Here is a 23,720-nt window from a genome sequence, read left to right on the forward strand (position 1 = left end):
TTGTCAGGCTCTATAGTTTTCAGAACATACCACGGCCAGCTCACGAGGAGGTCGCGAGATTTAGGATGCATTGAATCAGTTCATTCAGTTCTTGATCGAAATTGGCACTTGCCAAGTTGCGCGAATCCGTCGAATGTATCGCCGACTGCACAAGATCTACTAACCCGGAGTAGCTATCTGTCAAGAGTGCGTCCATAGACCATCCATCGTAAAGTCCACGCTCATTAACATATGCGTCGTGATCAGGGATGAAATGCACGACAGATCTGCCTGTGAGCGAGAAGTCGTAAGCAATTGAAGAATAGTCAGTGATGAGCACATCTGAAATTGCAATTAATTCTTCAACATGTGGTTCTTGTGACACATCCAATACCCCCTGAGCATTGGATAGCGGGTGCGCTGTACTCACATGGTGTGACCTTACCAATACCTTCGCACCAATTTTGTTCGCAAATTCGTTGAGGTCGAAGTGTTCATTCCACTTCAACGTCTCGCCGAAACGGTGTCTTTCCCTCCAAGTCGGCGCGTAGAGCACGATTTTCTCGTCGGATTTGATTCCTAGCCGCGTACGTATGTCAGCAGTGCATTGCGCAAACGCCTGTATTCGTTTGTTGCGCGGTGCTTCTACAACACACACTTTTCCCGCGTATCCGAGTCCTGAGCGTAGGTTGTCGACAGCGAACTCAGATTGAACGAGCAGTAGATCCCACTGCGCAGCTTGTTTACACATGAGCCGCCGGTACGTCAGCGGGGTTTGACGCCGGGGCATATCCCAAAGCAGTTTCTTTATCGGGGTTCCGTGCCAGGTCTGCAAATAGAACTGTTTGTCTGATTTCTGAACATAAAATGGGAAATTGTTATTATTAATCCACACACGGCTGGTGGCAAGAGCTCTGTGCCATTGCGCGGTGCCTTCAACGATTGGGATTCCACCATCGGGCACGTCTACTCGCCGATCTCGCACAGACCAGTAAAGTGGCACATTCTGACAGATACTCCGAATTTCGTCGAAAAGTGCGCGTGGATTGTCATTGGCACTCTTGCCGTTATAAGACTCGAACACGATCCCACCGGTCAAAGGCCCCCAGTCCTTTTCGCGGAGTTGGAAACGTGCGTACTTAGACCGCTCAGATGATGCCCACGGTGGAGAAGCCAATACGGAAACAGCGCCCGAGTCGCGTCCTTCGATCCGGAGCGTGTTCCACTCGGTGAAACAGTCCACAGGCCGGATCGCTAGTTTGCCGGCAACCCTAGCCCAACTGTCGGTTCGATTCGGGGTTTCGCCGTACTTCAGGTGATAGCCGCCTGCAAGTGCTGCGACTTTACCTCCTTCGGCCCCTGCAGTCGTCAGGTCGTACACAGCGGTAAAGCTGCCATCGGCATGCAGCGCAGACTCATCCGGCTCAATCGTCTGCTCAGATGATTTGAGTACGATCTTGAGCTTCTCAGGCGGGTCGATCCGGCCGATGATCAGTAGTCGATCCCGGTCGTTTGTCGCACCCGTAACAGTCACTCGCCGGGACCGCTGCCCCAGTCTCACCTTGCCAGCAGAATTCACAGCAAGGCGCACACTTGAGGTGCCGGGCAGGAGATAGTCGACGGAGGCGTGGTAGACCTCGACGTCATTGCCTTCGTTAGTCTTGGCCAACAGCTTCCATTGCCGTTCCCCATGGGTTCGGAATCGCTCGGGAAGTTCGGGCAGTGTGGTCGAAAAGATGGAAGGGCCGTCTGCTTCCAGCTCAACCTTGATTCCGGCAGCGTGCAGCGACAAACCATGTACATTCGCAGAACGGTCGAGAGTCACCGTCACATCCCGCCCGCGGAAGTCGACATTCTTCACGACGACTGGGTCAGTCGGCATGGCTACGGGACGAATCGACAGTTCGCTTCTGTCGTCAGCGACAACTGTCAGACGTCCCTTATCGCGAATCGGGCTGGGGGCAATCATTCCCGCAACCGCTGTCGACACAGCGGGCGTGCGTAGATGCATCTCTCCCATTTCAAAGGAGCCGATCAGGTCGATACCTCTTGGCGATATGTCTCCAAGATCGGAAACATCAATGCCGACCGTGAATCCCCCGGCTTCGTACGTCCGCCAAGGATCACCGACGTCCAAGTCCACTCGATTGTCATTTCGAGTCTCTACAGCACAGTCCAGAACAGTCGCCCCATCCATGATGCCCTGCATACGGAATGTGGTCCGTTCCGGATCGACCCCGGGAATGTAGGCGCACCCCTGGAGCTCGATCTGCTGCTCACCGATCCAACGCGCATTTCGCACGATGACGACGGGCTTGAAGTCGACAGGTTGTGCTTTCAGCAAACGCTGCGGCACGTCGGTCTTCAGCCGAGACAGATACGTCGGCGCGACCACCCAAGTATCGTCGACCAGTTCGAGCGGCACTGCTCGAGTCTCTTCCATCCTCGTTCCGAGGACTTCTTCAATATCGTCCAAGTCTCCGGACGCCACAACCCACATGTAGAGACGCTCCTGCGCCGGCATAAGCTTCCAAGCGCCTTTCGGCATCGTCTTTCGAAGGGATTTGGCTGCTTCGCAGAGAGTCTTGCGGAACCGTTTGTTTGCCGTGTCAAGGTACTCGGCGTGCATAGCAAGGTCTGTGCCCATCCAGATCGCATATGCTTGCTCGATAACGTGACCGGATGAATGGTGAAGGGTCGCTCTGAGCGCCTCAATGACTTCGAGCTTCGACTGCAGGTCACTCAGCTCGGCCTTGCGTTTGGAACGAGTGTCTCGACCATCGGCCAATCTCCACGCATACACGTCGTTCGTGAGCACGTCGATCGCCGCAGCACCGACCAGTGCTCTATAGACGGGTTCTTGGTCTTCGTAGTTGGAGAACCCCCACATCTCGCCTACATGACGGTTCCAGAAATCGTGCCGATACACCTTGTTCCACAGGACAGGTTCCTCCAGCAGCTCCGGCATATCGTCCAACCGCACTGCCAACCGCTGGCGAGCATGTACTCGCGCGGTCAGCTTCGGCCTGGACCGGCCGGCTGAGCCTATACGAACATACGCCCCAGTGGCAATGTCAGAACCGGTCCGTTCAAGCGAGTCAACGAGCGTCGCATACGCGCCCGGCAGCACCTCATCGTCTGCGTCGGCAAAGGTGATGTACTTGCCCCGGGCAACGCCGACTCCTCGATTGCGTGCACGCGCCGGGCCTTCGTTCGTTCCGGTGAGGACCGTTACCGGCTTATCACCGTGAGAATGCTTGTTGGCTTTTTCAACCGTGTCATCGGTCGAACCGTCGTCGACGACGATGACTTCTAATGACACACCGCTCTGGTTGAGGATGCTCTTCAAGCATCGGTCAATGAAACCACTCGCATTGAATGCAGGCACGATCACGCTCAGGGTCGGAGCGTCCGTGCCTTCCTGATGGGGAGATCCAGCGGTCGATGTTCTGGTCGAGGTAAGTTCCGATTCCCGCTTTCGCCGGAATTCTCTGAATCCTTCGACTCCGCCATGCCGCAGATGCCACAGTGCTTTACGCCACTGCTGTCCGCTCACATGGCCTCACCACCGTTCTTCTTCACCTGCTGACGGATGCTTTCGACGATCGACTCATAGTCAGCGTGTCGGAAGTGGAATGGCTGCGGGCCCCACTTGTGATCTCTGTCGATCCGAAGCTCGCGGCTCTCTCTCACCACTGACGACGCCGTCAGCGATCGTGCTTCTCTACGATATCGGATGTAGTCCGAGTTAGCCGCCAGCGCCCGATCGGCATATTCTTCGGCCTCGGTCGGTTTGATATTTCGCAAACTCTGCCACGCCTCGCCCAATCCACGACCTCGTGACAGTTCTCTGCCCGCCTCGCGAGATCCTCGCTGAAGCCGACGCCATTGCCGCCCAGCTTTCGCAAAACCGTCGTTCTGTGGATGCTGTGCTCCGTCGAGGGCCCCCGCCCATTCGATGTCGAGGAAGATGGTGCGTTCCCACAGGTCGGCAGCTTTGAGACCTTCAATGAGCGAGACTAAGCCTGACTTCCACTGGCCGAAGTGTTCGTCAGTGCCGAACTCGACGAGCTGCGCGCCGCTGCGGCGCGCTGTGCGCGCAGCTCCACAGGACTCGATTTCAAGTGAGTTCGCCATGGTCGTGCCATCGGGAAAACGCCAGAATCCCCGTCGTTCATCGACCAAGTCGAGAAGTACGACGTCGAGATCCTCAGAGTTCTTGGCAATCCGTTCGAGGCCGGTGCCTTTGAGGTCGCTGGTGACCATGCGCTTCTGGAACGCCGAGCTCAGGTCGCTGAGATCGATTCCAGCAGTTCCATGTGGAGATTCCAGGCTCGTCACCGAGTGCCTGGCCACGTAAGCGACGACCTCTGCTTCGGGCATGAATTCTGCTGTATCACGGCTCACGCAGGAGCCGAAGATTGCGATCTTCATCGGTTCGAATCCTGGTGAACGGCTGGAGCTTCGTCTTCCTGTCGCAAGCGCTGCCGCTCCTCGTAGCGTTCATCGGCGATCTGGCGTGCGCGAGAAGCAAGCCTGCGGCCGGTGAAGTCGTCCGCGGCGGCAACTGATGACGCACGGTCGCTCGGGTTCGCTGCTCGCAGAACGACCCGCTTCTTACTGGGATTCAGTCGCAGCGGCGGGGCATCGGTGATTCGTGGTGCGCTCACCGCTTGTGAGGCCGGCTTGGGCAGAGCAGGGAACTTGGCCTTCGGCATCTCAGCGTCGAAGGACTTCGGCCAGACCTGTTCTTCGGCAGCAGCCAGCATCGGAGTCGGAGTCTCTTCGACTTCATCGACCGTTTCCTGTCGCTTCACATGGCGTGCCGGAGCGGCCTTCTTCTTGGACGGACGCGCCGCATGGCGCGGGATGGGGTTCTTGATGAGTTCGGGTTCGAGGATGTTGATCTCCTCTTTGACCGCATTGCCCACGACATCTGCGAGGAGCTTATCGGCAATATCCTCCTTGCCCTTTGCCACATTCCACGCCCACCACCGGTATTTCTCGGCAACAGCCTCGGCGGGGCCGTTCATGAGGATCTCGCCTCGGTGCATCCACACTGCACGGGTGCACAACTCCTGAATCACCTTGGCAGCGTGGTTGACCAGCAGAACCGTTCCGGCTTCAGCGAGAAGTTCATCCATTGCACGTTCGCTGCGCTCAGCGAAGGTCGCGTCACCTGTCGACAGGGCTTCGTCGATGAGCAGAATCTTCGGACGGGCAGCCAAGGCGATGGCAAATCGGAGTCTGGCGCCCATGCCCGAGGAATAAGTTCCCATCGGCCGGTGGATCGCCGAACCCAATGCCGACAGCTCAACGACATAGTCGAACGCTTCGGACGCTTCTTCGGGAGACAACCCCATCGCCAAACATCCGAGGCGCACGTTCTCACTGCCGGACAGCGCTGGTTGCAGAGCGGCACTGACACCGAGCAGAAGCGGCTGATAACGAACGAGAATGCGACCACGATCGGGTTGTTCGACGCCGGCGACGTTGCGAAGGAACGTCGACTTGCCGGAGCCGTTGGCTCCGACGATTCCCACCATCTCTCCTTCGCGGGCGACGAAGTTGACTCCACGCAGCGCACGCACGGTGGTCTGGCCCTGCCGCCCGGCGATTTTGTTCGTCAGGCGTCGAAACCCCGTCGCCTGACTGCCCGGATCATTGGTATTGACCGTATAGCGGACCTGAACATTCTCCGCGATGATAGTGGGGTCCTGAACCTCAGAGTCGGCCATAGTTCTCCTCCCCTCTCCAGAAGAACAGGAATCCGACGATGAGAAGGCCGAAGGCCCAGACCGTGCCGACGATCCACATTTTCGGATCCGAATCGACTCCGTAGAGCAGTGAGTTGCGCACCAACGTCAGATAGGCATGCATCGGGTTGTACTGCATCGCTTCCAAGAGCGCCGGGTGATTTCCCAGACGGTCTTCGATGGAGAAGAACACTCCCGATCCGTAGAGCCAGAATCGGCTGACAATCGACATGAAGTTCGTCAGGTCCGGAATCTTGTGACCAAGACGCGCAAGGAAGCAGGCGAGACCGACGTTGAAGATCGTCTGCAGAATGATGACCGGGATGACGAGGATGACTCGCCAGGTGATGACTTCAAGCGGAGGCACGACTGCCAGCACGATGACCATGACGAGCAGAGTCGGCATGAAGTCAAGGAAATTGCGGACCACGGTGGAGATCGGAAGCGCGGCGCGTGGGAATTGGAATCCCTTGATCATCGACGCACCGGAGCGGATCGCTCCGGTTCCTCCGGTCATGCACTTTCCTGTGTAACCGAAGAAGAACACTCCGACGACAAGGAAGCCGAGGAAGTTCGGAACGCCTCGAGAGGTCTGCAGGATGAATCCGAAGATGAACCAGAATGCGAGCACCGAAAGCAGCGGATTGAGGAACAGCCAGCCGTATCCGAGTATGTTCTTCCTCGTCGAGCTCGACATTTTCGCTCGGGACTCGGCGATGATGAAGTGCCGACGGTTCCACAGCGCGGCGAGGTAGCTGCTCAGACTCGTCCGTCGACCGACGGGCACGAGGCCTTCGCTCGAAACGGACGGAATCGAACTCAGCCCGAGGGGGTTCTTCGTCTCACTCATCGCGCATCACTCCCCACGAGTTGAGAATAGACCTGCCCATATCGTCGTCCGATTTCCTTCCACCTACGAGTCGCAAGAACATGTGCTCGTCCATTGTCTCCGAATCTGCCCCTCGCCGTGTCATCGGAGGCGAGCTCGGACAACAGCTCCGCGAGTTTCCGCGGGTTCTCCGGCGGTGTCCACAAACCTGCACTGTCCGGTACCAATTCGCGCAGTGCCGGCAGGTCAGAGATGACCACGGGCCGGGCAAGGCCCATCGCTTCGATCGGCTTGATCGGAGTGACCAAGCGACAGACCGGTTCGTCCTTACGCGGCACGACGATGGCATCAAGCGCGAGCTGGTATTCGATCGCCTGAGCTTGGGAGACCCGACCGGTGAAGACTGCATTCGCTCCCAGGACAGCGGCGCGTTCCCGCAGCTCCGGCAGTGCGACACCGTCGCCGGCGATGAGGAGACGCAGGTCCGTGCCCTGGCTCCGGGCCAGAATGACGGCGTCTACCAGGTCGTCGAGGCCCTCATAGCCGACGATGGACGCCGCCGTTCCGACCCAGATTCCGTCGCCGGGCAGGCCGAGGCTTGTTCTCACATCGGCCGGGGTGCGGGTGACATCGGTGTCGACGACGGCCTCGGAGACCGAATTCGGGATGAGTGTGATCGTGTCCGCCGGAACGCCCCCGGCGATCAGGTGCTCACGCATCGTCTCACCCAAGGTGATGACAGCATCGGCCGACGACGCTACTTCGGTTTCCTTGGCGCGCATGAGTGCGAAGCGCTGACTGTCCCTCCGTGCGGAGCGCTCTTCCGGACTGCTTCCTGCGGCCGCCCATGTCTCTTCCAAGACGCCGCGGACCTCGTAGACCCACGGCAGGTCCGCCGCTGCTGCGGCCGCACCGGCAGCCAGGCCGTTGACGTAGTGCGTCGTCGTGTGAAGGATCTGAGCTCCACGTCGATGCGCTTCAGCGGCAATGTGATTCGCCTGCTCACTCAGCCGTTCGGATGGCGTGGGACGCGGTCTCAGCGGCACGTCACGGATGTACTCGACGCCGTCGACGACCTCGACCGGCGCCTGGCTCAGCCGTCCGACGGTCACGGGATACGACGGGCGCGTGACCGCAGCCGCTTGATGGCCAGCCTCCCGCAGAGTAGTGAGGATGGCATGTGAGCGGTACGCATAGCCGGAGCGGGTATGCGGCAAGGAGTTCGTCAGCACATGCAGCGCCGTCGGATGCTGCCCTCGGTCATTGTCCGTCTTGCCTCGTGCCGGACGAGCCGTGATGTGGCTCGAGACCTCCGGCCACCAGTGAGGCTGCAGGCACTGCCGCTCATCGATCAGTCGTGTCCGGCGTGCGCCGTCAGGCAGAACTGCGATGGCCTCGTCGATGTGTCCCTTAGTCCACTCGATACGTGAACTCAGTGCACGTGCACCGGGAACAGCAGCGGCGATCGACTCGGCTTCATCGAGGAGTCCCAGATTGAGAGCGATCTCGCCGAGAAGACGTGACGGCGAAGCAGACCCCGCGACCAATGACTTCGCCGCCGTCTCTTCTCCGAGCAGCCACGCAGAGGCCGCCCGACTGGCGTCGCCCGGCAGACGACCGAGTGCCTGTCCGACGAAACGCGAAGCAGGGCCCGGCAGGCGACGTGCCAGCTGCATACCGAAGAACACACGGTCGTCGTTGATATGCCCGGCCGTGGTCAGGGCAACGTTCGTCAGCTGTCGGGCGAGAAAGCGCAGGTTCACGACACCACCTGCTCAAGGATTCGTTCGTAGGTGCGCCCCATTGCAGCTGCCGACGCATGTCGAATCACCCAGTCGCGCGGGTTCTGGCCTGCAGGCGGATTCATGCCGAATTCCTCACCGGCTTCGACTCGTGATCGCATCCGCGTCATTGCCGCGGCTGCCGAATCAGCGTCGCCGGGAACGGCAACTTCTCCTGCCGCGGTCTGCGTGATGATGTCAGCGGCCTCACCGGAGACGACGCCGAGGACCGGAATTCGACGGGCCATCAGGGAGTAGAGCTTCGACGGCACTGTGTAGGCATAGGAGTCGAGGGAGCTGAGGCTGACGAGCCCGGCATCTGCCCACTCCCAATGGGCCGCTAGTTCGGCGCCTGCGATCTGGGGGTGGAATTCCACCGGCACCCCATATACGGCTGCGACGGCCTTGAGCGCGGCAGTATCGACGCCGCCGCCGACAATGCGCAGTCGCACATCCTCGGTGCCGGCCATAGCACGAATCGAGGTGCTGAGGTCCTGTGAACGTCCGACAGTGCCCACATAGAGCAGGTTGAGTCCAGTGTGGTCGGCGACAGTCCTGCCGAGGACTTCTTCTCCGGGTGCAACCGTGTCCTCCGCGGGAGGGATGAGGGGAATCGCGCCCGTCGCAGTCAGCCCGGATGCGCCTTCCAGCTCCGCTGGTGAGACTCCGCTGCGGACGACCTCTGCGGTCACCCCGCGCTGTTCCAAGCGACGTTTGAAACCCTCCGTGGTGACGACGACGACCGCCGCACGCCGTTGAGCACGAGTGAGCAGGTCCGGCAGAAGCCGATGTTCGAGGCGATGCGTCAGCTTCCCGGGCAGATACTTCCCCAGGGCCCCCGTCACCAGGTTCATCTCGGAGATGAGGTCCGGCCACGCATCGCGGACTTCGGCGATATGCGGCACCCGCAACAGGCGCGACAAGGTGTCGCCTGCCAGCAGAAACGGCAGTGCCGGGGTCGTCGAGATGATGACGTCGGGTCGCATTCTGCCGCGCAGTCGGTCAACGACTGCCGACATCGCGCCCGTCGCCGACACAGTCTGATCAAGCATCTGTCGTGCCATCGATGATCCGCTGTGCAGGTACGGCACGCGCAGGATCCGTTCACCGTCGACGCCGGTGTCCCAGGTGCCGCCGAGGCGCACGTCGACCCGGCGACGCCCTCGTCCGACATTCGATCCGAAGAATCCGTTCCGGTCGGAATACGGATAGTGAGGGTGCGGTGCCACCGTGATGACGTCGTGCCCGGCAGCGCGCAGGTGGTCGACGAGGATCCGCCATCGTCGCTGCGGAGCACCGACCTCGGGATAGTAGTAGTGGCTGAGCAGAACGATTCTCATGCGGTGACAGCCTCCTTCTGCGCGCGTCTCCGCAGCCACAGCGGCAACAGCGCATAGAGGGCGAGCAATCCGACCCAGAACACATGGGCGGGGTATGTCGTCGCCGTATTTCCGCTGATGAGGGTCGGCACGGCCATGATGCAGGCGAGGACACTCAATGCTGCGTGGAAGAGCGAAACGGAGCTGTGCGGCCAGCCCGCCTGCTGGATCTGCTGGTAGATGTGTTCACGATGAGGCAAGAGGATATTCTCTCCCCGAAACAGGCGCAGGACCAAAGTGAGACCGACGTCGAAGAAGACGAAGATCATCGGCGCGATGATGACGACGATCGGGACGCCTTGGACGAACAGCCAGACCGCGAGAGCGAACACAGCCGCACCGATGCCGTAGCTTCCCGTGTCTCCAAGGAACGCTTTGGCCCGACCAAGGTTGAACGGGAGGAACCCGACAGCGGCGCCGGCCAGCGCCAGAGCCAGCAGAGCGATGTCGTTCTCGCCCACCCAGGAGCTGACGAAGGCGAACCATCCGGCGGTGACGATGGTCCACTCGGTGACATACCCGTTGAGGCCGTCGACGAAGTTCACGGCGTTGACGGTGGTCACGCCGATGACCGCGAAGGCGATGACGTGAGCGATTCCCTGTGTCGAGAACATTGCGATGATCGCGCTGAACAGCAGAGCCAGGATGACCTGTCCGATCAGCCGCCCAGCGGGGCGCAGGGAATCGAGGTCATCGCTCATCCCGATGGCCGAATAGCACCAGGTCAGGACCAGGAAACCGATCGGCAGGAGGGTACTGCCGAGGCCGAATACTCCGTCCTCGCTGACGGTCCAGACCATGGCGAGAATTGTGGCGACGGTGATGCCGCAGCCGATAGCGATTCCTCCGCCGCGTACGGTCGACAGAGTATGCGAGGAACGGTGAGAGGGGACGTCGACGACTCCCGCTCGGCGCAGCAGCGGAAAGGCGATGAGGGCGCTGAGAACCGTGACCACCGCGGCCACAACCAGGATCACCAGCGACTGCAGAGCCATCAGAGGCCGACTCCGGTGTCATGAGGATCTGCTCCCGGCTCGGAGGCTTCTGATGACGTCACTGCCGGCTCGATGGCCGCCGTCGCGTCATCGGTGACCGGGACTGCCTCGGAGTCGAGGAGGCTCGTCAGATGCTCCTCGAGGCTCGATCGGTGGGTGAAGACTCCCGGGTCACGCGATTCGGCCACCAGGGAACCGAGCTTCTCCAGATCGATCCGAGCGATCGGCACCTGAGTGATCAGCGGATGATTGGGTCGGCTGTCGACCTCCCCAGGTGAGAGAAGGGCTTCGGTCAGCTTCTCCCCCGGGCGCAAACCGGTGTACACGATCTGCGCATCGCTGCGGCCCGACAGTGCGATCACGCGCTTGGCGAGGTCAGCGATGCGGATCGGTTCGCCCATATCGAGGACCAAGGTCTCTCCGGGGCCGCCGATCGCCGCTGCCTGCAGAACGAGCTCACAGGCCTCATCGGCAGTCATGAAGTACCGAGTGACCTCGGGATCGGTGACCGTGACGGGGTCGCCGGCCGCCACCTGAGCGACAAAGGTCTCGAGAACGGAGCCCCGGGAACCGAGCACATTGCCGAAACGCACCGACATATAACGCCGTCCGGTTGCCGCGGCACGGAGGCGATCGCCCGCTCGATGGAGAACTTCGTCCGCCCCAGCACCGAGGTTGCGCCGGCGGCTTTGTCAGTGGAGATGTGGACGAATGAATCGACGTCGTGAGCCACTGCAGCGTTGAGCAGGTCGAGGCTGGCTCCGACGTTCGTGCGCACCGCCTGTTCCGGGAAGCGCTCAAGGAAAGTCAGGTGTTTGAGAGCCGCAGCGTGGAAGATGATGTCCGGCTTCGCCTCGGCGACGAGGGCATCGATGAATGCCGGATCTCGCAGGTCTCCGAGGACGAGGTCATCACTGGTCAGAAGGGCCGATCCCTCGAGACCGAGCTCAGTGGCGTGCAGGCCGGATTCGTCGCGGTCGGTCATGATGAGTCGGGCCGGGTCGAACCGGGCGACCTGACGGCACAGCTGTGAGCCGATGGAACCGCCCGCCCCGGTGACGAGAACGACCTTACCGGTGATCGCCGAGGCGATGTCGTCGATATTCGTCGAGATCGGTTTGCGTCCGATCAGGTCTTCGAGGCTGACATCGCGGAAGCTTCGGTGACGCAGGTCGGCGACGTCATGGGCGTCCGGCTCAGGACGTGCCAAAGCGGAGTCCGAGAGCTTCGGCATGATCTTGATCTCGACCGGTCGGGATTCAAGATTCGACGCGATGCGGGAGAGCTCTTCTGGAGGCAGGTCGGAGATCGCAATGATCACAGCCCCGGCACCGGTGCGATCGACATGATCGGCGATGTCGGCGATCGGTCCGAGCACCCGGATTCCGTTGTAGCGCAGATGCCGCTTGGCAGGGTCATCATCGAGCATGCCGACAGCGACGAATTCGTTGTGCGTGTCCTGAGCGATCATGTCGAGGGCGAGCATGCCCTGGTTCCCTGCGCCGACTACGATTGTGGGCCGGGACGCACCGGACGTGGTGAGACTGCGCTGCCTCAAGTTGCGGCGAATCCAGTTCTCGAGGCTCTTGATCACGACCATGAGTGCTCCCGCTGTGATCGGGACGCTGGTCGGGATGAGCAGTTGACTGGCGAAGGCGAATTCGACCACCCACATGACGCCGACACCCACGGCAACCGTTCCCACGATTGCCGCGAACTGGTCGGTCGAGCCGCGTCGATAGCGACCGCGGTAGATCGCCAGTGGCCCGCCGATGAGGAAGACGATCAGACCGATCGCCGAACAAACGAGCATTCCCGGAACGTTGACGAGTGACGTCTGGAAGTCGTATCTCACAAGTGTCATCGCTACGACGAGGAACGCGAAGACGAGAGCATCGATGAGTGACAGCGCCATGGCTCTGCCGTGTCGCCTCATAGGGGTCCGTGAGGGAATGGGCCCTGAGCTGCTTCCCACTGTCCTCATTTCTCCCGATGTGCATTGGCCGGGCTCAGACGATCACACTCCTGTGACCCCCGTCTCGTTCAGACGTGACGAGCCTCGTTCGACTTCCCGATTGTACTATTGGACTTAACAGGTGCCAGTCAGAATGAACACCGCGAGCATTAAGAATTGGTTCCAATATACAGATGAAGTAGACCCATCGTTTCGCCTTCGAACCAGGGTTGCCACAAGGATAATTGCAATTCAGCCGCCGCGCTTCGCTGCCCACTGCCTGCCCCCTTCTGAGAGGACTCGACCCCGTGCCGCAAACACCACTTCGCACACTGAGGACCGCTGTGTGGCATCTGCGCAACGGCGGGATCAGCCAAGTCGCGAAGTGGCGTCGCCGTCGCTCGCTGGTCCAAGGAACTGCAGAAGCCTCCGCCGAGGTCGCAACGGGAAGCCTGTCGGCGGAGGTCCTCGCGGACCTATTCCCTCCCCTGCCGATGGTTCATCGCACTCCGGTCTTCGATCAGCTGTCGGTCGGAGTGATCCTCGACGAGTTCTCGACCGAGAGCTTCGGCTATGAATGGTCGATCCGACCGCTGTACCCGACACAGTGGTCGACCGAGCTCGACGGACTCGACTTCGTCTTCGTCGAATCCGCCTGGAGCGGCAACGACGGTCAATGGAAGTTCAAGCTGACAAGTCCGTCGGGTCCGAGTACAGAGATCACCGAACTGCTCGGCGAGTGCCGTCGTCGAGGCATTCCGACCGTCTTCTGGAACAAAGAAGATCCTCCGCACTTCGAAGACTTCCTGCCATTGGCGCGGATGTGTGACGTCGTCTTCACCAGTGATGTCAGGCTGATCCCCGAATATCGCTCCCGACTGGGCCATGAGAGAGTCGCCCCCCTGCCCTTCGCCGCACAGCCGGCGATCCACAATCCCTCTCGACCTGCACGGAACGCCGCAGCCAGAGACATCGCCTTTGCGGGCATGTACTTCGCCCACAAATACCCCGAGCGCAGAGAGCAGATGGACCTGCTGCTCGGAGCCGCTGACTCCGTATCGCCGAGGATGCAGTACGGACTCGAGATCTTCTCCCGTTTCCTCGGCAACGATGAGCGCTATCAGTTCCCGGGCACCTTGGCCGGGCGCGTAGTCGGGTCACTCCCGTACCGCAATCTGCTCACCGCCTACAAACATTTCAAGGTCTTCCTGAACGTCAACTCCGTCACCGATTCCCCGAGCATGTGCGCACGCAGGATCTTCGAGATCAGTGCCGCAGGCACTCCCGTCGTCACCGCTCCGAGTGCGGCGACCCGTGAGTTCTTCCCGACGACCGAGGTTCCCCAGCCCGAAACTCAGGAGGAAGCGGAATGGACTCTGCGTGCCTATGTGCGCAGTCCTGAGCTGAGAGACCGCACCGTCCATCTTGCCCAACGACGCATCTGGGCCGAGCACACCTACACGCACCGAGCGATGACGGTGATGGATTCGCTCGGACTCGACTATGCGCAGCCGTTCCCCACGTCCGTCTCAGCGGTGGTATCGACGAATCGGCCGGACCACCTCGGCGAGGTTCTGCGGACCCACGCCGCGCAGCTGCACACGGATAAGGAGCTCGTGCTGGTGACCCATGGGTTCGCGGCACCTGCCGATCTGCGAGCACGTGCCGCAGAAGCCGGTGTTGAGCATCTGCAGATCGTCGAGGTCGAATCTGCTCAGCCCTTGGGAAACTGCCTCAACCGCGGAGTTCAAGCGGCCTCCGGCGAAGTCATCGCGAAGATGGACGACGACGATGTCTACGGAGCGCACTACCTGGGCGATCAGCTGGCAGCACTGCGCTATTCGAATGCCGACCTCGTCGGCAAACAGGCGCACTATCTGCATATCCGGGGCCGTGACGTCGTCATCTGCCGCTTCCCCGAACGCGAGCATCGGTTCACCGATCTCGTCATGGGCCCGACTCTGATGACGCATCGGTCAACGCTGCTGGACAACCCGTTCGCCGAACGCACTCTCGGTGAGGACACGGAGCTCCAGCAGAGGCTCATCGCTTCCGGAGCCCGAATCTACTCGGCGGACAGGTTCAACTTCGTCCAGGTCCGCGGCGACCATGCCCATACGTGGAGCGTCGAGGACAAACACCTGCTGGCCAACGGCGACGTCCACGCATTCGGATACGCTCCGGACCATTACTGCTTCTGAGAATCCGCGCTTCAGCTCCCCCTCGAACGTTCGCCAGACCGAAGCAGGCAGCCTGCGGAATTCTTCGTATGCGCCGGGTGAACTGTTGGTGAAATGGGCGGTATCGGTCTGATCCGGTCAGTAGCGTGGCAGTCATGCTGTGAAGATTTCGCAGTGGAACGCCACGTTTTCCAGTGGCCAGAAGTTCCATTGCGGACGTTGGACAACTGGAGCCCATTTGAAGACCACCACGACCGGAACCGAAGACCTCGGCTCCGTCCGCGAGAACGTCTCTCACTTCATTGATGAGACCTCGTCCCTCAATGCCGAACTCGCCAAGGAACTCATCAGCGCCTACGACCGCGAGTCGAAGCTGCTCGGCGGAATCGACAAGCGCGAGAAGGAAATCGTGCGGCTGAAGAACGAAGTCGCGAAACGCGATGCGAAACTCGCGTCGGTCAACGAACGCCTCGAACGACTGCTGGGTTCCAAGGCCATGCAGGTCCAGCGTGCATACTGGCGCCTGCGCCGTCCTCAAAGCAGCACCTCCCAGCAGAAGGGTGGTCAGCGATGAAGGAAGCCGATATCAAGAAGCGGCAGGCCGACCTCGACGCCCGCATCAAGGAACTGAAGGCAACCCGCACGCGCCAGAAGTCACTCGGTGTGCACACGCAGTCGGACTACTTCATCGACGGGCTGCTCGGACGGCACCCCTACATCAATCTGGCCGAGTCACGTGAGGAATACCTCGAGCGCCACCGGTCGTTCGCCGCCCCCGTCGAAGCCAAGGTCTCAGCCCTCATCGAAAAGGCCGAGCAGCTGCCCACGACTACGGGGCAGCATTGGGATCCTCGACGGAAGCTGCGCATCGGAATCATCGCCGACAGGTTCCTCTTCGACTCACTCAAGGACGCGGCTCATGTGGTGCCGATCAGTCCCGAAACCTATGAGCAGGACATGGCGGACATCGACCTGCTGCTCATCACGTCTGCGTGGCGCGGCCTCGACGACGAATGGTTCAACGTCGCTCTGTCGGGATCGCCGGCACGCCAGGTTCTCGAGTCGCAGGTTGTCCCCTTCGCCCGTGAGAATGAGATTCCGATCGCCTTCTACTCGAAGGAGGATCCGCCGAACTACGAGCAGTTCGCGCCCCTGGCGAAATTCGCCGACCACGTGTTCACCAGCGCCGTCGAATGCGTGCCCCGATACCGCGAGTATCTCCAAAACCAGGTGCCGGTGACTGTTCTGCCCTTCGCGGTGAACTTCGTCCATCACCATCCGCTCGGAAGCATGCGCCACTCCGGCCGCGAATTCGTCTTCGCCGGTTCCTGGTTCGAGCACAAGTACCCGGAGCGGAAGTCATCCGCCCAACGGATCTTCGACGGACTGTTGTCGGCCGGAGCCGATCTCACGATCGTCGACCGCAACCTCGAACTCGACACTGAGAAGTTCGCCAAGGCCGAACGCTATCTGTTCCCTGAGCGGTATCTGCCGCATCTGCACCGGCCGATCGATCACGAGACACTGCTCGATCTGCAGCGGCTTCTGCCTGTGGGCATCAACCTCAATTCGGTTGTGAACTCCCAGTCGATGTATGCCAACCGCATCATCGAGCTGCAGGCCATGGGAACGTTCATCGTCTCGAACTACAACGCGGGCGTGAACTCCCTCTATCCGCAGGTGTGCATGCCCGACTCCGCTCTCGACATGGAGCAGACGTACCGGGCGCTGACACAGCGCAGCATCCGGGAGGCCCAGGTGGCGGGAATCCGCGCCGCCTTCACCGCCAACACCGCCTTCGACCGCATCGACACGATCTCCGCGGAGATGGGGCTGGACTCCGGCTCTCCCAATCACACGGTCTACGTCACCGGACTGACCGAATCGGACTTCGACGCCTTCCGCCTGACACAGTCCTACGCGGGTCCGATGGCAGCACTTCCACATGATTCCGGCCGCGTCGCCGGCGCTGACGGCGACGTCGTCATCGACCTGACCGGGCATTCCGATTTCGGTCCTCACCTCGTGCAGGACGCGGTGAACGCATTCCGCTTCACCGACGTCGACGAGGTCCGGATTCTGCCGATCGATACGACCGAGCCTCTCTACGAATTCGTCGATCCGGTCGACTCCGACCAGCACATCACCGCCACGTGGTGCCCGGCCGGAAGCCGCCTCGGTGACGGTGTCGGACCTGAGCGCAGGACGCTGGCGATCGCCTCGGATCTCGTCCTCGAGCGGGTCGAGACGATCGAGGTCACGGCAGAACCCGAAATCAGCGTGATCGTTCCCGTCTACAACAACGGTCCGCATCTGAAGTTCAAGTGCTTCGAATCCCTGCGCCGGTCCTCGATCTTCGACCGCTGCGAGATCCTCCTCATCGACGACGGGTCCACGGACATCGAAACTCCGGCGATCCTCGACGAACTCGACCGTGCCTATCCCAACGTTCGAGTCCACCGGTTCCCGGCCGGCGGTTCCGGCAGCGCCTCACGTCCACGCAACAAGGGGCTCGAACTCACGCGCACCCCGTACGTGACCTATCTCGATCCAGACAATGAGCAGACGAACGACGGGTATGCTCTGCTGCTCGAGATGGTTGAAGAGCACGGATACGACTTCGCCATCGGCAATATGATGCGGTTCAAGCACAACCGGATCATGATCAAGAACGCGGGCATTCTGCATCCGGTCGTCGGCGAAGAGGGTGTGCTCGAAGACAATGCGCTCTCCCGCGTGAAGTTCCAGCCCATGAGCATTCAGGCGCTCGTGGCCGACACACAGTGGCTGAAGAGCCTCGGCATCTATCAGCCGATCGGCGCCGTCGGACAGGACTCCTACTTCTTCCAGCAGATGCTCTTCCACGCCCGCCGGATCGGGCTGACGTCGACACCGATCCACACCTATTACGCCGCGGTGACGAACTCGACGGTCAACGCCATCGGCCCGCGTTTCTACGAGAAGTACCTGCCTCTGGAAGAGGACAGGTCTGCGTGGCTGCGCGAGGTCGGGCTGCTCGAGGACTACAACGCCAAACGGCTCGAACCCTTCGTCAAAGGATGGTTCGTCCAGAAGCTCGCGTTCGCCGCCGAGGAGGACATCGATGAGTGCAAGAGCCTCATCCGTCGACTCACGCGGTTCTACGGCAAGACGTCGTGGAAGGACGCCGAGCTCGCCGAACTCCATGCCGTCACACATGTCTGAGGCCACACTCAGCGAAGAGCCCCCATTCGAGCGACTGGGCACATTGCTGCCCGGAGACCGCCTCGAGCGACGCCCCGGTCTCTTCCAACGCTTCGATTTCCATGCCGGAACGGTGACGGTTCCCGCTCTGCTGTGGTCGAGAGAAGAGCCGACCGGTCGGCTCGTCATCGCCTTCAACGGAGCAATCCGGAGGACACCGGGGAAGGATCCGCAGGAGATCTTCCAACGGCGGACCTGGGTCGACGACTTCGACGCCGATGTCCTCTTCATCTCCGATCCGACGCTGCGCACAGACAATCAGATCAGCATCGGGTGGGGGCAAGGTACTCCCGGCCGCTTTGCACTGCCCGCAATGGCCCAGACGGCGCGATTCGTCGCGGAGTGTCTCGAGGTGCCGTCGGCCGCTCGCCTGTATTTCGGGACCAGCGCAGGAGGCTTCCAGGCCCTCCAAGCAGCCGCCCGCGACGAAGGCAGCCGTGCCTTGGTGAACAACCCGCAGATCGACTGGACGAAGTACATCCCGGTGTACGTCACGACGATCACCCGCCAGTCCTACGAGGGTGCGACTCCGGAGGACACTGCGGAGAACTTCCCGGACAGGACATCGACCGCTCGCGCCTTCGCAGAGTTCGGGCATATCCCCCGAACTCGTTGCCTGCTCAATGCCGCCAGCGAGAACGATGCCCTCGCACAGCTGCCCGCACTGGTCGACGCTCTGCCCGCTCAATCCGGTGAACGATCCTGTTTTGATGTATCGCTGTATTCCGACGTCCGCGGCGGCCACAATCCACTGTCCAAAGCCGCCACCGCCGCGGCCGTCAACGCTATCGTCAGCGAGGCCGCAGATGAGTGAACGTATCGAGGTCGACACCCGTGAAACAGCACCTGAACCTGTGTTGGAGTCCGTTCCTGCCGTCGAACCGTCGAGTGAGAGCAGGCAAACCAACCGCGTTCCCGTCGAGAGCCCGATTGTCGACGGCATCGCGGCTTCCGCTCGTCTGCTGAGCGAGCATGCCGATGACCTGGAGACTGCCGCGCGGAAGATCAGCTCCGTGCTCAACGGTCTGACGTCGTCGGCAACGGTCTGCCGGATTCTCTTCCACACTGCGGTGGCCGAAGGATCATCGCTGCGATCGCGGTTCGTCGCTGACCTGTTGGCCACGAACGAACGCGCCCAGCTGGCACGTCTGCTGGCCGATCAAGCGGTCGCGACAGGGGCGAAGCCCTGGCAGAGGAGACGGCTGGAGTCCCTCATGCAGGAGGCTCCGAACAGCGACTTCGGTGAGGGCGCCCGCCGATCCTTCGACCTGACCATCTCCGCTGTCGGGACGATCACGCTCGAGTCAACAGGGTCGGATGTGCAGCCAGCGGCTCAGCACGAGCTGCATGCCGTCACCCACTCTCTCGGTGCGGATGCAGACTGGCTCACTGAGCTTGTCTGCGCCCTCGATGACGCTCCCGTCGGTATCCAGCACGACGTCGTCTGCATCCGGATTGCGCCGACTGAGCTCGCTCGCCAAGCGCTGACACCGGTACTGGAGACCCTCGCGATCCTGCCCGTCGTACCCATACTCGTCGCCGAGTCTGTCTCAGCGGCACTGTCGACCTCTGACTCGGTGGGTCGGCCCCTCCTCGATCGGGCTCGAGCCATTCTGCTCACACCGAACCGTTCGGGACAGCAGACGATCATCTCGATCCGCGGCTCCGAACTGCTCGACGCAGGACCGAGCTCGGACCTCGTCCTGCCGACGGAAGTCGATATCCAAGCGCTGGGAGCCGCCCTCGGACTGGCGACCATCGTCGAGTCACCTGTGCTGGCCAAACACGTTCGCACGGTCGTCGACTCTCTTCGGATCGAATCATCCCGACTGCTGCCCCTGTCCTCTGCGACCAGAGCGTTCGCCCGGCTGCTGCGGTTCCGCGGTACGAGGCGGCAGACCGCACCGATCCGCGACATTCTGACCGGACACCTCCTGGCCGCCGGCTTCTATGCCGAGTCCAAGGCTCTCGTCGATACCGTGCCGGCGTCCGACCGCGGAAAGATCTACCGAGCGCGACGCATCCGCGCTCTCTTCGGAACCGGACGTTTCGACGAGATCGCCGACACTGCCGATCCCGCGTCCGCATCCGCCGCGGACCGACCTCTCATCAGCGAGTCCGCAGCCGCCTCGGCGATGCTGGGTGAACTCGAATCCGTGTCCGAGAACACCGCGGTGCCGTTCGAGCCCGTGCCCGGCAGGATCCTCACCATCCTCCACGCGAGCGCGCCGGACCAGAGCGGCGGCTACGCGGTTCGGGCGCACAGCGTCCTGAAGACCATCGCCGCAGGCGGCTTCGAGGTCATCGCTCTCACCCGTCCGGGCTTTCCCGAGGCCGCGAATTCGTTGGGGCCGGGGGCGACCACCGAGGTGGTCCATGACGGGATCCGCTACCTGCGACTGGGCAGCGAGGCCGCCCGCGCCGATGGTGAGTTCGCGTACATGCGCGAAGCCATCGACCATTTCGCCGAGGTGATCCGCCGTCAGCGACCGACGGCCGTCCATCTGCGATCGACCTATGTCTCGGCCCTCCCGGGGCTCATCGCAGCCAAGCGCTTCGGTCTTCCCGTCGTCTACGAGGTCTCAGGCATGTGGGAACTCGTGTACGAGGCCGCGAACACCGCCCGGATGGAAGGCCGTCGTGCACGCACCGTGGCGCTGGAGAATGCCGTGCTGGAGCATTGCGATGAAGTCGTCACGATCACCGAGGCGATGCGCGAGATCATCAGCGACAGGGTGAGCACCCGGCGTCCGATCGGCATCATGCCCAATGCCGTCGATACGGCTGAGTTCGCGTCTGCCGAGAAGAACCTGCAGGTGCTCTCCCGTTTCGGCTGGAGCGCACAGGACCCGGTCATCGGTTACATCGGCACCTTCGTCGGCTACGAAGGCCTCGACGTCCTCGTCCGTGCCATCGCCCTCGTCCGCAGCCGCGGCCTCCAGGCGCGCGCACTGCTGGTCGGCGACGGAGCCGAATCGGCACGGATCCGGTCGTTGGCAGCCGACCTCGGTCTCGACGAGTCGACCATCGTCTTCACGGGGCGGGTCCCGCATGAAGAGGTCGCCGATCTCTATTCGGTCATCGATGTCTGCGCCTATCCGCGCCTGTTGACCCCGGCGACCCGTGCTGTCTCCCCGCTCAAACCCTTTGAGGCGATGGCCGCTAAGAAGTCCGTCATCGTCTCCGACGTCCCGGCGCTTGCGGAGATCGCCGGGTATGGCGAGCGCGGTCTGGTCGTGCCCAACGGCGACGTCGATGCCCTCGCCGAGGCGATCGGTTCAGTCATCGAGAATCCGACCTCGACACGGACTCGGGTGGAGGCAGCGGCCGCGTGGACGGAATCGGAGCGCAGCTGGTCGGCCGTGGGGGCGGTCATGGGATCGGTCCTCGGTAGGCTGACGTCATGACACGGACGATGCTGTTCTACGGGCATGTCGCCTCGAACTGGGGTGACCTCGCCATCAACGCCGGTGCCCTCGAGCTGTTGCGCCGGGCGGAGGTCGACATCGATGCCTCGACGGCCGTTCTCCTCGCTCCGTCGGACCATTTTCGCAGGCAGTCGGGATTCACCCTCAAGGGCATGAAGCAGCTGATCGTTCCGACCGATGGCCGCGCACGCGGCGGTCGTGACGAGGTCGAACTGCTCATCGACTATGTCGCTCATCCGCACCGATTCGCCGAGGATGTCGGCATGGCCGACGTCGACCTCGTCGTGCTCAATGGCGGTGAGCATCTCTTCGAGTCGGCGACCGGGGAGAACCTCATCGACCTCGTGTGGAGGATCCTGCCCGCGCTCGCCGCGCATTCGCTGAGGAAGCCTGTCGTTCTGCTGCCCTCAACCGTCGGCCCGTTCCGCACGGCGTTCGGGACCGCACTCGAGGAATTCCTCCACCAGGGCCTCGACGCAGCGGCTTACCGCGACCTCGAATCCCGCAGGCTCGAGTCGCGCGAAAAGGGTCGGGAGCTCGGTGCTTCTTGACCCCGGCTTCTTCGTTCCGGGGCTTCGGGCCCAAGAGGATGAGATACGCGACGAGGATGTCCTCGGCATCGTTCTGCGACCCGAAGACATGGGAATCCGACCGGGATCACGCCGGTCGGCATTTGTGCAGAACAAACTGCGAAAATCGCAGTTCCGTCGCTCTCAGGCGTTCCAGCTCTTCACTTCGGTGGCCGAAGCCCATCTGGCTGACGGAGGAAAGGTGAAGGTCATCGTCCAGACCCGAGCCGACAGGGAGATCTCCACGGCAGTCGCCGACCATCTCACCGAGATCGCTGGTCCGGACAGGGTCGAACTCGTCGATCCGGCCGGGTTCCGGTCGTTCGTCGACGAGGTCGGCCGCCTCGGCGCGCTGGTCACGTCTCGTTTCCATTCGGTCATCCTCGCCTCGGCTCAGGCGGTGCCGAGCGTCGGAGTGTATTCGGAGACGCACGGACACAAGATGCCCGGGCTGTTCGAGCTGCTCAAATTTCCCGACTGCGCCGTGCGTCTGGATGAGCGGGACATTTCGGCAGTCCGTGAAGAAGTCGACTCGGCGCTGAGCACGGTCCGCAGCTCCATCGACGAGACCCACAACCGGATCCGGCGAACCGAACACTGGTACGTCGCTGGTTCGCGGAAGTGATCGCTTCACAGGAGAAGTCGACATTCGACACGTCGGGTCTGCAGATCGAGGCATTGGCTCTGCTCTACCGCGCAGGCCTAGAACGGGCGCAGAAGGAATCGCTGTCCGATGTCCTACGGGCGGTGCAGGAACTGCACGATACCGACGCCCACACCGATGACGATCTACCGGCGCAGAGCCGCGCTGAGACCGACCGCGAGGAGAAGAAGAGATGATCGAGCGCACGATTCCTGAAGAGGGGCATCACCAATTCGATTCGGTGGCCGCTTTCACCGGACCCCGCCCGGGAGCGTCGACGACGTACACGATCATGCTCGATGACGTCCCCGTCGATCTGTGCTACGACGATCGTGGGTTCGACACCACCGTCGTCTTCTTCCATGCGGCGATCACGAAGGCGGTGCGTCGGTATCCGGTGTTCTCCGGATCCACGTTCTCCGAGGACGTCGCGGCGAATCGACTCTTCATCAGCGATCCTTCGCTCTACGTCGATTCCCGGATCAAACTCGGTTGGTACGCCGGCAGCAGCCGGCAGCCGAAGCTGCAGGAGACGTTGACGGAGATCATCTCCAGTTTCGACAGTCCGGATCGTCGTCTCGTGTTCTTCGGCGCTTCCGGTGGTGGCTTCGCGTCCCTCTATTACTCCACGCAGTTTCCCGGGTCGATCGCCGTTCCGGTGAATCCGCAAACGACGATCCGCAACTATGTGCCGGTCATCGTCAACCGGTACCTCAACTATGCGTGGGGCGGACAACCCGTCGACGAGCTTCCGGTGTGCACCGATGTCATCGAGCTCTACCGCAGCCCGGTGGCCAACTCAGTGCTCTATGTGCAGAACTCCGGCGACAGCGATCATATGGAGCATCACTATGCGCCGTTCTTCGACGCTCTGCCCGACGGTCACCAGGTGGAGTCCCACCTCGTCGATGCCGGCGAAGGGCATGTCCCGCCGAAGCGCGCCCTGTTGGGAAAGATCCTCAAGGACGTCGTCGGCAACTGAGT

18 protein-coding genes are annotated in these 23,720 nt (G+C 61.7%); 9 read left to right on the plus strand and 9 right to left on the minus strand.

Going from position 1 to position 23,720, the window contains the following annotated elements; all coding sequences use genetic code 11:
• Positions 1-40: 40 nt before the first annotated feature.
• From AC2W7L_RS01725 to AC2W7L_RS01765, 9 genes are read right to left on the minus strand one after another with little or no spacing between them, the layout of a single operon-like run.
• Entirely contained in the window at positions 41-3,535 is a 3,495-nt protein-coding gene (locus tag AC2W7L_RS01725) for a bifunctional glycosyltransferase/CDP-glycerol:glycerophosphate glycerophosphotransferase (RefSeq protein ID WP_486002991.1), read from the minus strand.
• Positions 3,532-4,413, minus strand: a complete 882-nt coding sequence (locus AC2W7L_RS01730) for a DUF6270 domain-containing protein (RefSeq protein ID WP_486002992.1) — start codon at positions 4,411-4,413, stop codon at positions 3,532-3,534. Before AC2W7L_RS01730 ends, AC2W7L_RS01725 begins: the two co-directional genes overlap by 4 nt.
• Positions 4,410-5,717, minus strand: a complete 1,308-nt coding sequence (locus tag AC2W7L_RS01735; protein WP_486002993.1) for an ABC transporter ATP-binding protein — start codon at positions 5,715-5,717, stop codon at positions 4,410-4,412. The genes AC2W7L_RS01730 and AC2W7L_RS01735 overlap by 4 nt, the downstream gene beginning before the upstream one ends.
• On the minus strand, positions 5,704-6,585 hold the full coding sequence (locus AC2W7L_RS01740) for an ABC transporter permease (protein ID WP_486002994.1): 882 nt from the start codon (positions 6,583-6,585) through the stop codon (positions 5,704-5,706). The genes AC2W7L_RS01735 and AC2W7L_RS01740 overlap by 14 nt, the downstream gene beginning before the upstream one ends.
• Positions 6,582-8,327: a glycosyltransferase family 4 protein gene (locus AC2W7L_RS01745; protein WP_486002995.1), complete on the minus strand. Its 1,746-nt coding sequence runs from the start codon at positions 8,325-8,327 to the stop codon at positions 6,582-6,584. The genes AC2W7L_RS01740 and AC2W7L_RS01745 overlap by 4 nt, the downstream gene beginning before the upstream one ends.
• Entirely contained in the window at positions 8,324-9,685 is a 1,362-nt protein-coding gene (locus tag AC2W7L_RS01750; RefSeq protein WP_486002996.1) for a glycosyltransferase family 4 protein, read from the minus strand. The genes AC2W7L_RS01745 and AC2W7L_RS01750 overlap by 4 nt, the downstream gene beginning before the upstream one ends.
• Entirely contained in the window at positions 9,682-10,719 is a 1,038-nt protein-coding gene (locus tag AC2W7L_RS01755) for an MraY family glycosyltransferase (RefSeq protein WP_486002997.1), read from the minus strand. Before AC2W7L_RS01755 ends, AC2W7L_RS01750 begins: the two co-directional genes overlap by 4 nt.
• Complete coding sequence (locus AC2W7L_RS01760) at positions 10,719-11,312, minus strand: polysaccharide biosynthesis protein (protein WP_486002998.1); 594 nt, start codon at positions 11,310-11,312, stop codon at positions 10,719-10,721. The genes AC2W7L_RS01755 and AC2W7L_RS01760 overlap by 1 nt, the downstream gene beginning before the upstream one ends.
• Complete coding sequence (locus AC2W7L_RS01765; RefSeq protein WP_486002999.1) at positions 11,195-12,634, minus strand: polysaccharide biosynthesis protein; 1,440 nt, start codon at positions 12,632-12,634, stop codon at positions 11,195-11,197. Before AC2W7L_RS01765 ends, AC2W7L_RS01760 begins: the two co-directional genes overlap by 118 nt.
• A 347-nt stretch (positions 12,635-12,981) precedes the next feature.
• Here AC2W7L_RS01765 and AC2W7L_RS01770 point away from each other — a divergent pair, with 347 nt between their 5' ends.
• The 9 genes from AC2W7L_RS01770 to AC2W7L_RS01810 all read left to right on the plus strand — a co-directional run bounded on the left by AC2W7L_RS01770 (position 12,982) and on the right by AC2W7L_RS01810 (position 23,718).
• Entirely contained in the window at positions 12,982-14,874 is a 1,893-nt protein-coding gene (locus tag AC2W7L_RS01770; RefSeq protein ID WP_486003000.1) for a glycosyltransferase family protein, read from the plus strand.
• Positions 14,875-15,091: 217 nt separating this feature from the next.
• A complete protein-coding gene (locus AC2W7L_RS01775; RefSeq protein ID WP_486003001.1) occupies positions 15,092-15,427 on the plus strand; it encodes a hypothetical protein in 336 nt (111 codons plus the stop codon).
• Positions 15,424-18,057 (plus strand): glycosyltransferase, encoded by a 2,634-nt coding sequence (locus AC2W7L_RS01780; RefSeq protein WP_486003002.1) that lies wholly within the window; start codon positions 15,424-15,426, stop codon positions 18,055-18,057. Before AC2W7L_RS01775 ends, AC2W7L_RS01780 begins: the two co-directional genes overlap by 4 nt.
• Positions 18,050-18,910: a hypothetical protein gene (locus AC2W7L_RS01785; RefSeq protein WP_486003003.1), complete on the plus strand. Its 861-nt coding sequence runs from the start codon at positions 18,050-18,052 to the stop codon at positions 18,908-18,910. The genes AC2W7L_RS01780 and AC2W7L_RS01785 overlap by 8 nt, the downstream gene beginning before the upstream one ends.
• Positions 18,903-21,503 (plus strand): glycosyltransferase, encoded by a 2,601-nt coding sequence (locus AC2W7L_RS01790; RefSeq protein ID WP_486003004.1) that lies wholly within the window; start codon positions 18,903-18,905, stop codon positions 21,501-21,503. Before AC2W7L_RS01785 ends, AC2W7L_RS01790 begins: the two co-directional genes overlap by 8 nt.
• Positions 21,500-22,075, plus strand: a complete 576-nt coding sequence (locus tag AC2W7L_RS01795; protein ID WP_486003005.1) for a polysaccharide pyruvyl transferase family protein — start codon at positions 21,500-21,502, stop codon at positions 22,073-22,075. Before AC2W7L_RS01790 ends, AC2W7L_RS01795 begins: the two co-directional genes overlap by 4 nt.
• Entirely contained in the window at positions 22,065-22,718 is a 654-nt protein-coding gene (locus AC2W7L_RS01800; protein WP_486003006.1) for a hypothetical protein, read from the plus strand. Before AC2W7L_RS01795 ends, AC2W7L_RS01800 begins: the two co-directional genes overlap by 11 nt.
• Positions 22,715-22,933, plus strand: coding sequence for a hypothetical protein (locus AC2W7L_RS01805; RefSeq protein WP_486003007.1), 219 nt, complete (start codon positions 22,715-22,717; stop codon positions 22,931-22,933). The genes AC2W7L_RS01800 and AC2W7L_RS01805 overlap by 4 nt, the downstream gene beginning before the upstream one ends.
• Complete coding sequence (locus AC2W7L_RS01810) at positions 22,930-23,718, plus strand: hypothetical protein (RefSeq protein ID WP_486003008.1); 789 nt, start codon at positions 22,930-22,932, stop codon at positions 23,716-23,718. The genes AC2W7L_RS01805 and AC2W7L_RS01810 overlap by 4 nt, the downstream gene beginning before the upstream one ends.
• The last annotated feature ends 2 nt before the right edge of the window (positions 23,719-23,720 follow it).

This window comes from Brevibacterium sp. LAARM3_SD1 (assembly GCF_057364765.1).

What these genes read in the sequence shown, in the direction of transcription:
- AC2W7L_RS01730 (WP_486002992.1), bottom strand. Translation starts at nt 4,413, where the DNA reads ATGAAGATCGCAATCTTCGGCTCCTGCGTGAGCCGTGATACAGCAGAA.
- AC2W7L_RS01735 (WP_486002993.1), bottom strand. Translation starts at nt 5,717, where the DNA reads ATGGCCGACTCTGAGGTTCAGGACCCCACTATCATCGCGGAGAATGTT.
- AC2W7L_RS01740 (WP_486002994.1), bottom strand. Translation starts at nt 6,585, where the DNA reads ATGAGTGAGACGAAGAACCCCCTCGGGCTGAGTTCGATTCCGTCCGTT.
- AC2W7L_RS01750 (WP_486002996.1), bottom strand. Translation starts at nt 9,685, where the DNA reads ATGAGAATCGTTCTGCTCAGCCACTACTACTATCCCGAGGTCGGTGCT.
- AC2W7L_RS01755 (WP_486002997.1), bottom strand. Translation starts at nt 10,719, where the DNA reads ATGGCTCTGCAGTCGCTGGTGATCCTGGTTGTGGCCGCGGTGGTCACG.
- AC2W7L_RS01765 (WP_486002999.1), bottom strand. Translation starts at nt 12,634, where the DNA reads ATGGCGCTGTCACTCATCGATGCTCTCGTCTTCGCGTTCCTCGTCGTA.
- AC2W7L_RS01780 (WP_486003002.1), top strand. Translation starts at nt 15,424, where the DNA reads ATGAAGGAAGCCGATATCAAGAAGCGGCAGGCCGACCTCGACGCCCGC.
- AC2W7L_RS01785 (WP_486003003.1), top strand. Translation starts at nt 18,050, where the DNA reads ATGTCTGAGGCCACACTCAGCGAAGAGCCCCCATTCGAGCGACTGGGC.
- AC2W7L_RS01790 (WP_486003004.1), top strand. Translation starts at nt 18,903, where the DNA reads ATGAGTGAACGTATCGAGGTCGACACCCGTGAAACAGCACCTGAACCT.
- AC2W7L_RS01795 (WP_486003005.1), top strand. Translation starts at nt 21,500, where the DNA reads ATGACACGGACGATGCTGTTCTACGGGCATGTCGCCTCGAACTGGGGT.
- AC2W7L_RS01810 (WP_486003008.1), top strand. Translation starts at nt 22,930, where the DNA reads ATGATCGAGCGCACGATTCCTGAAGAGGGGCATCACCAATTCGATTCG.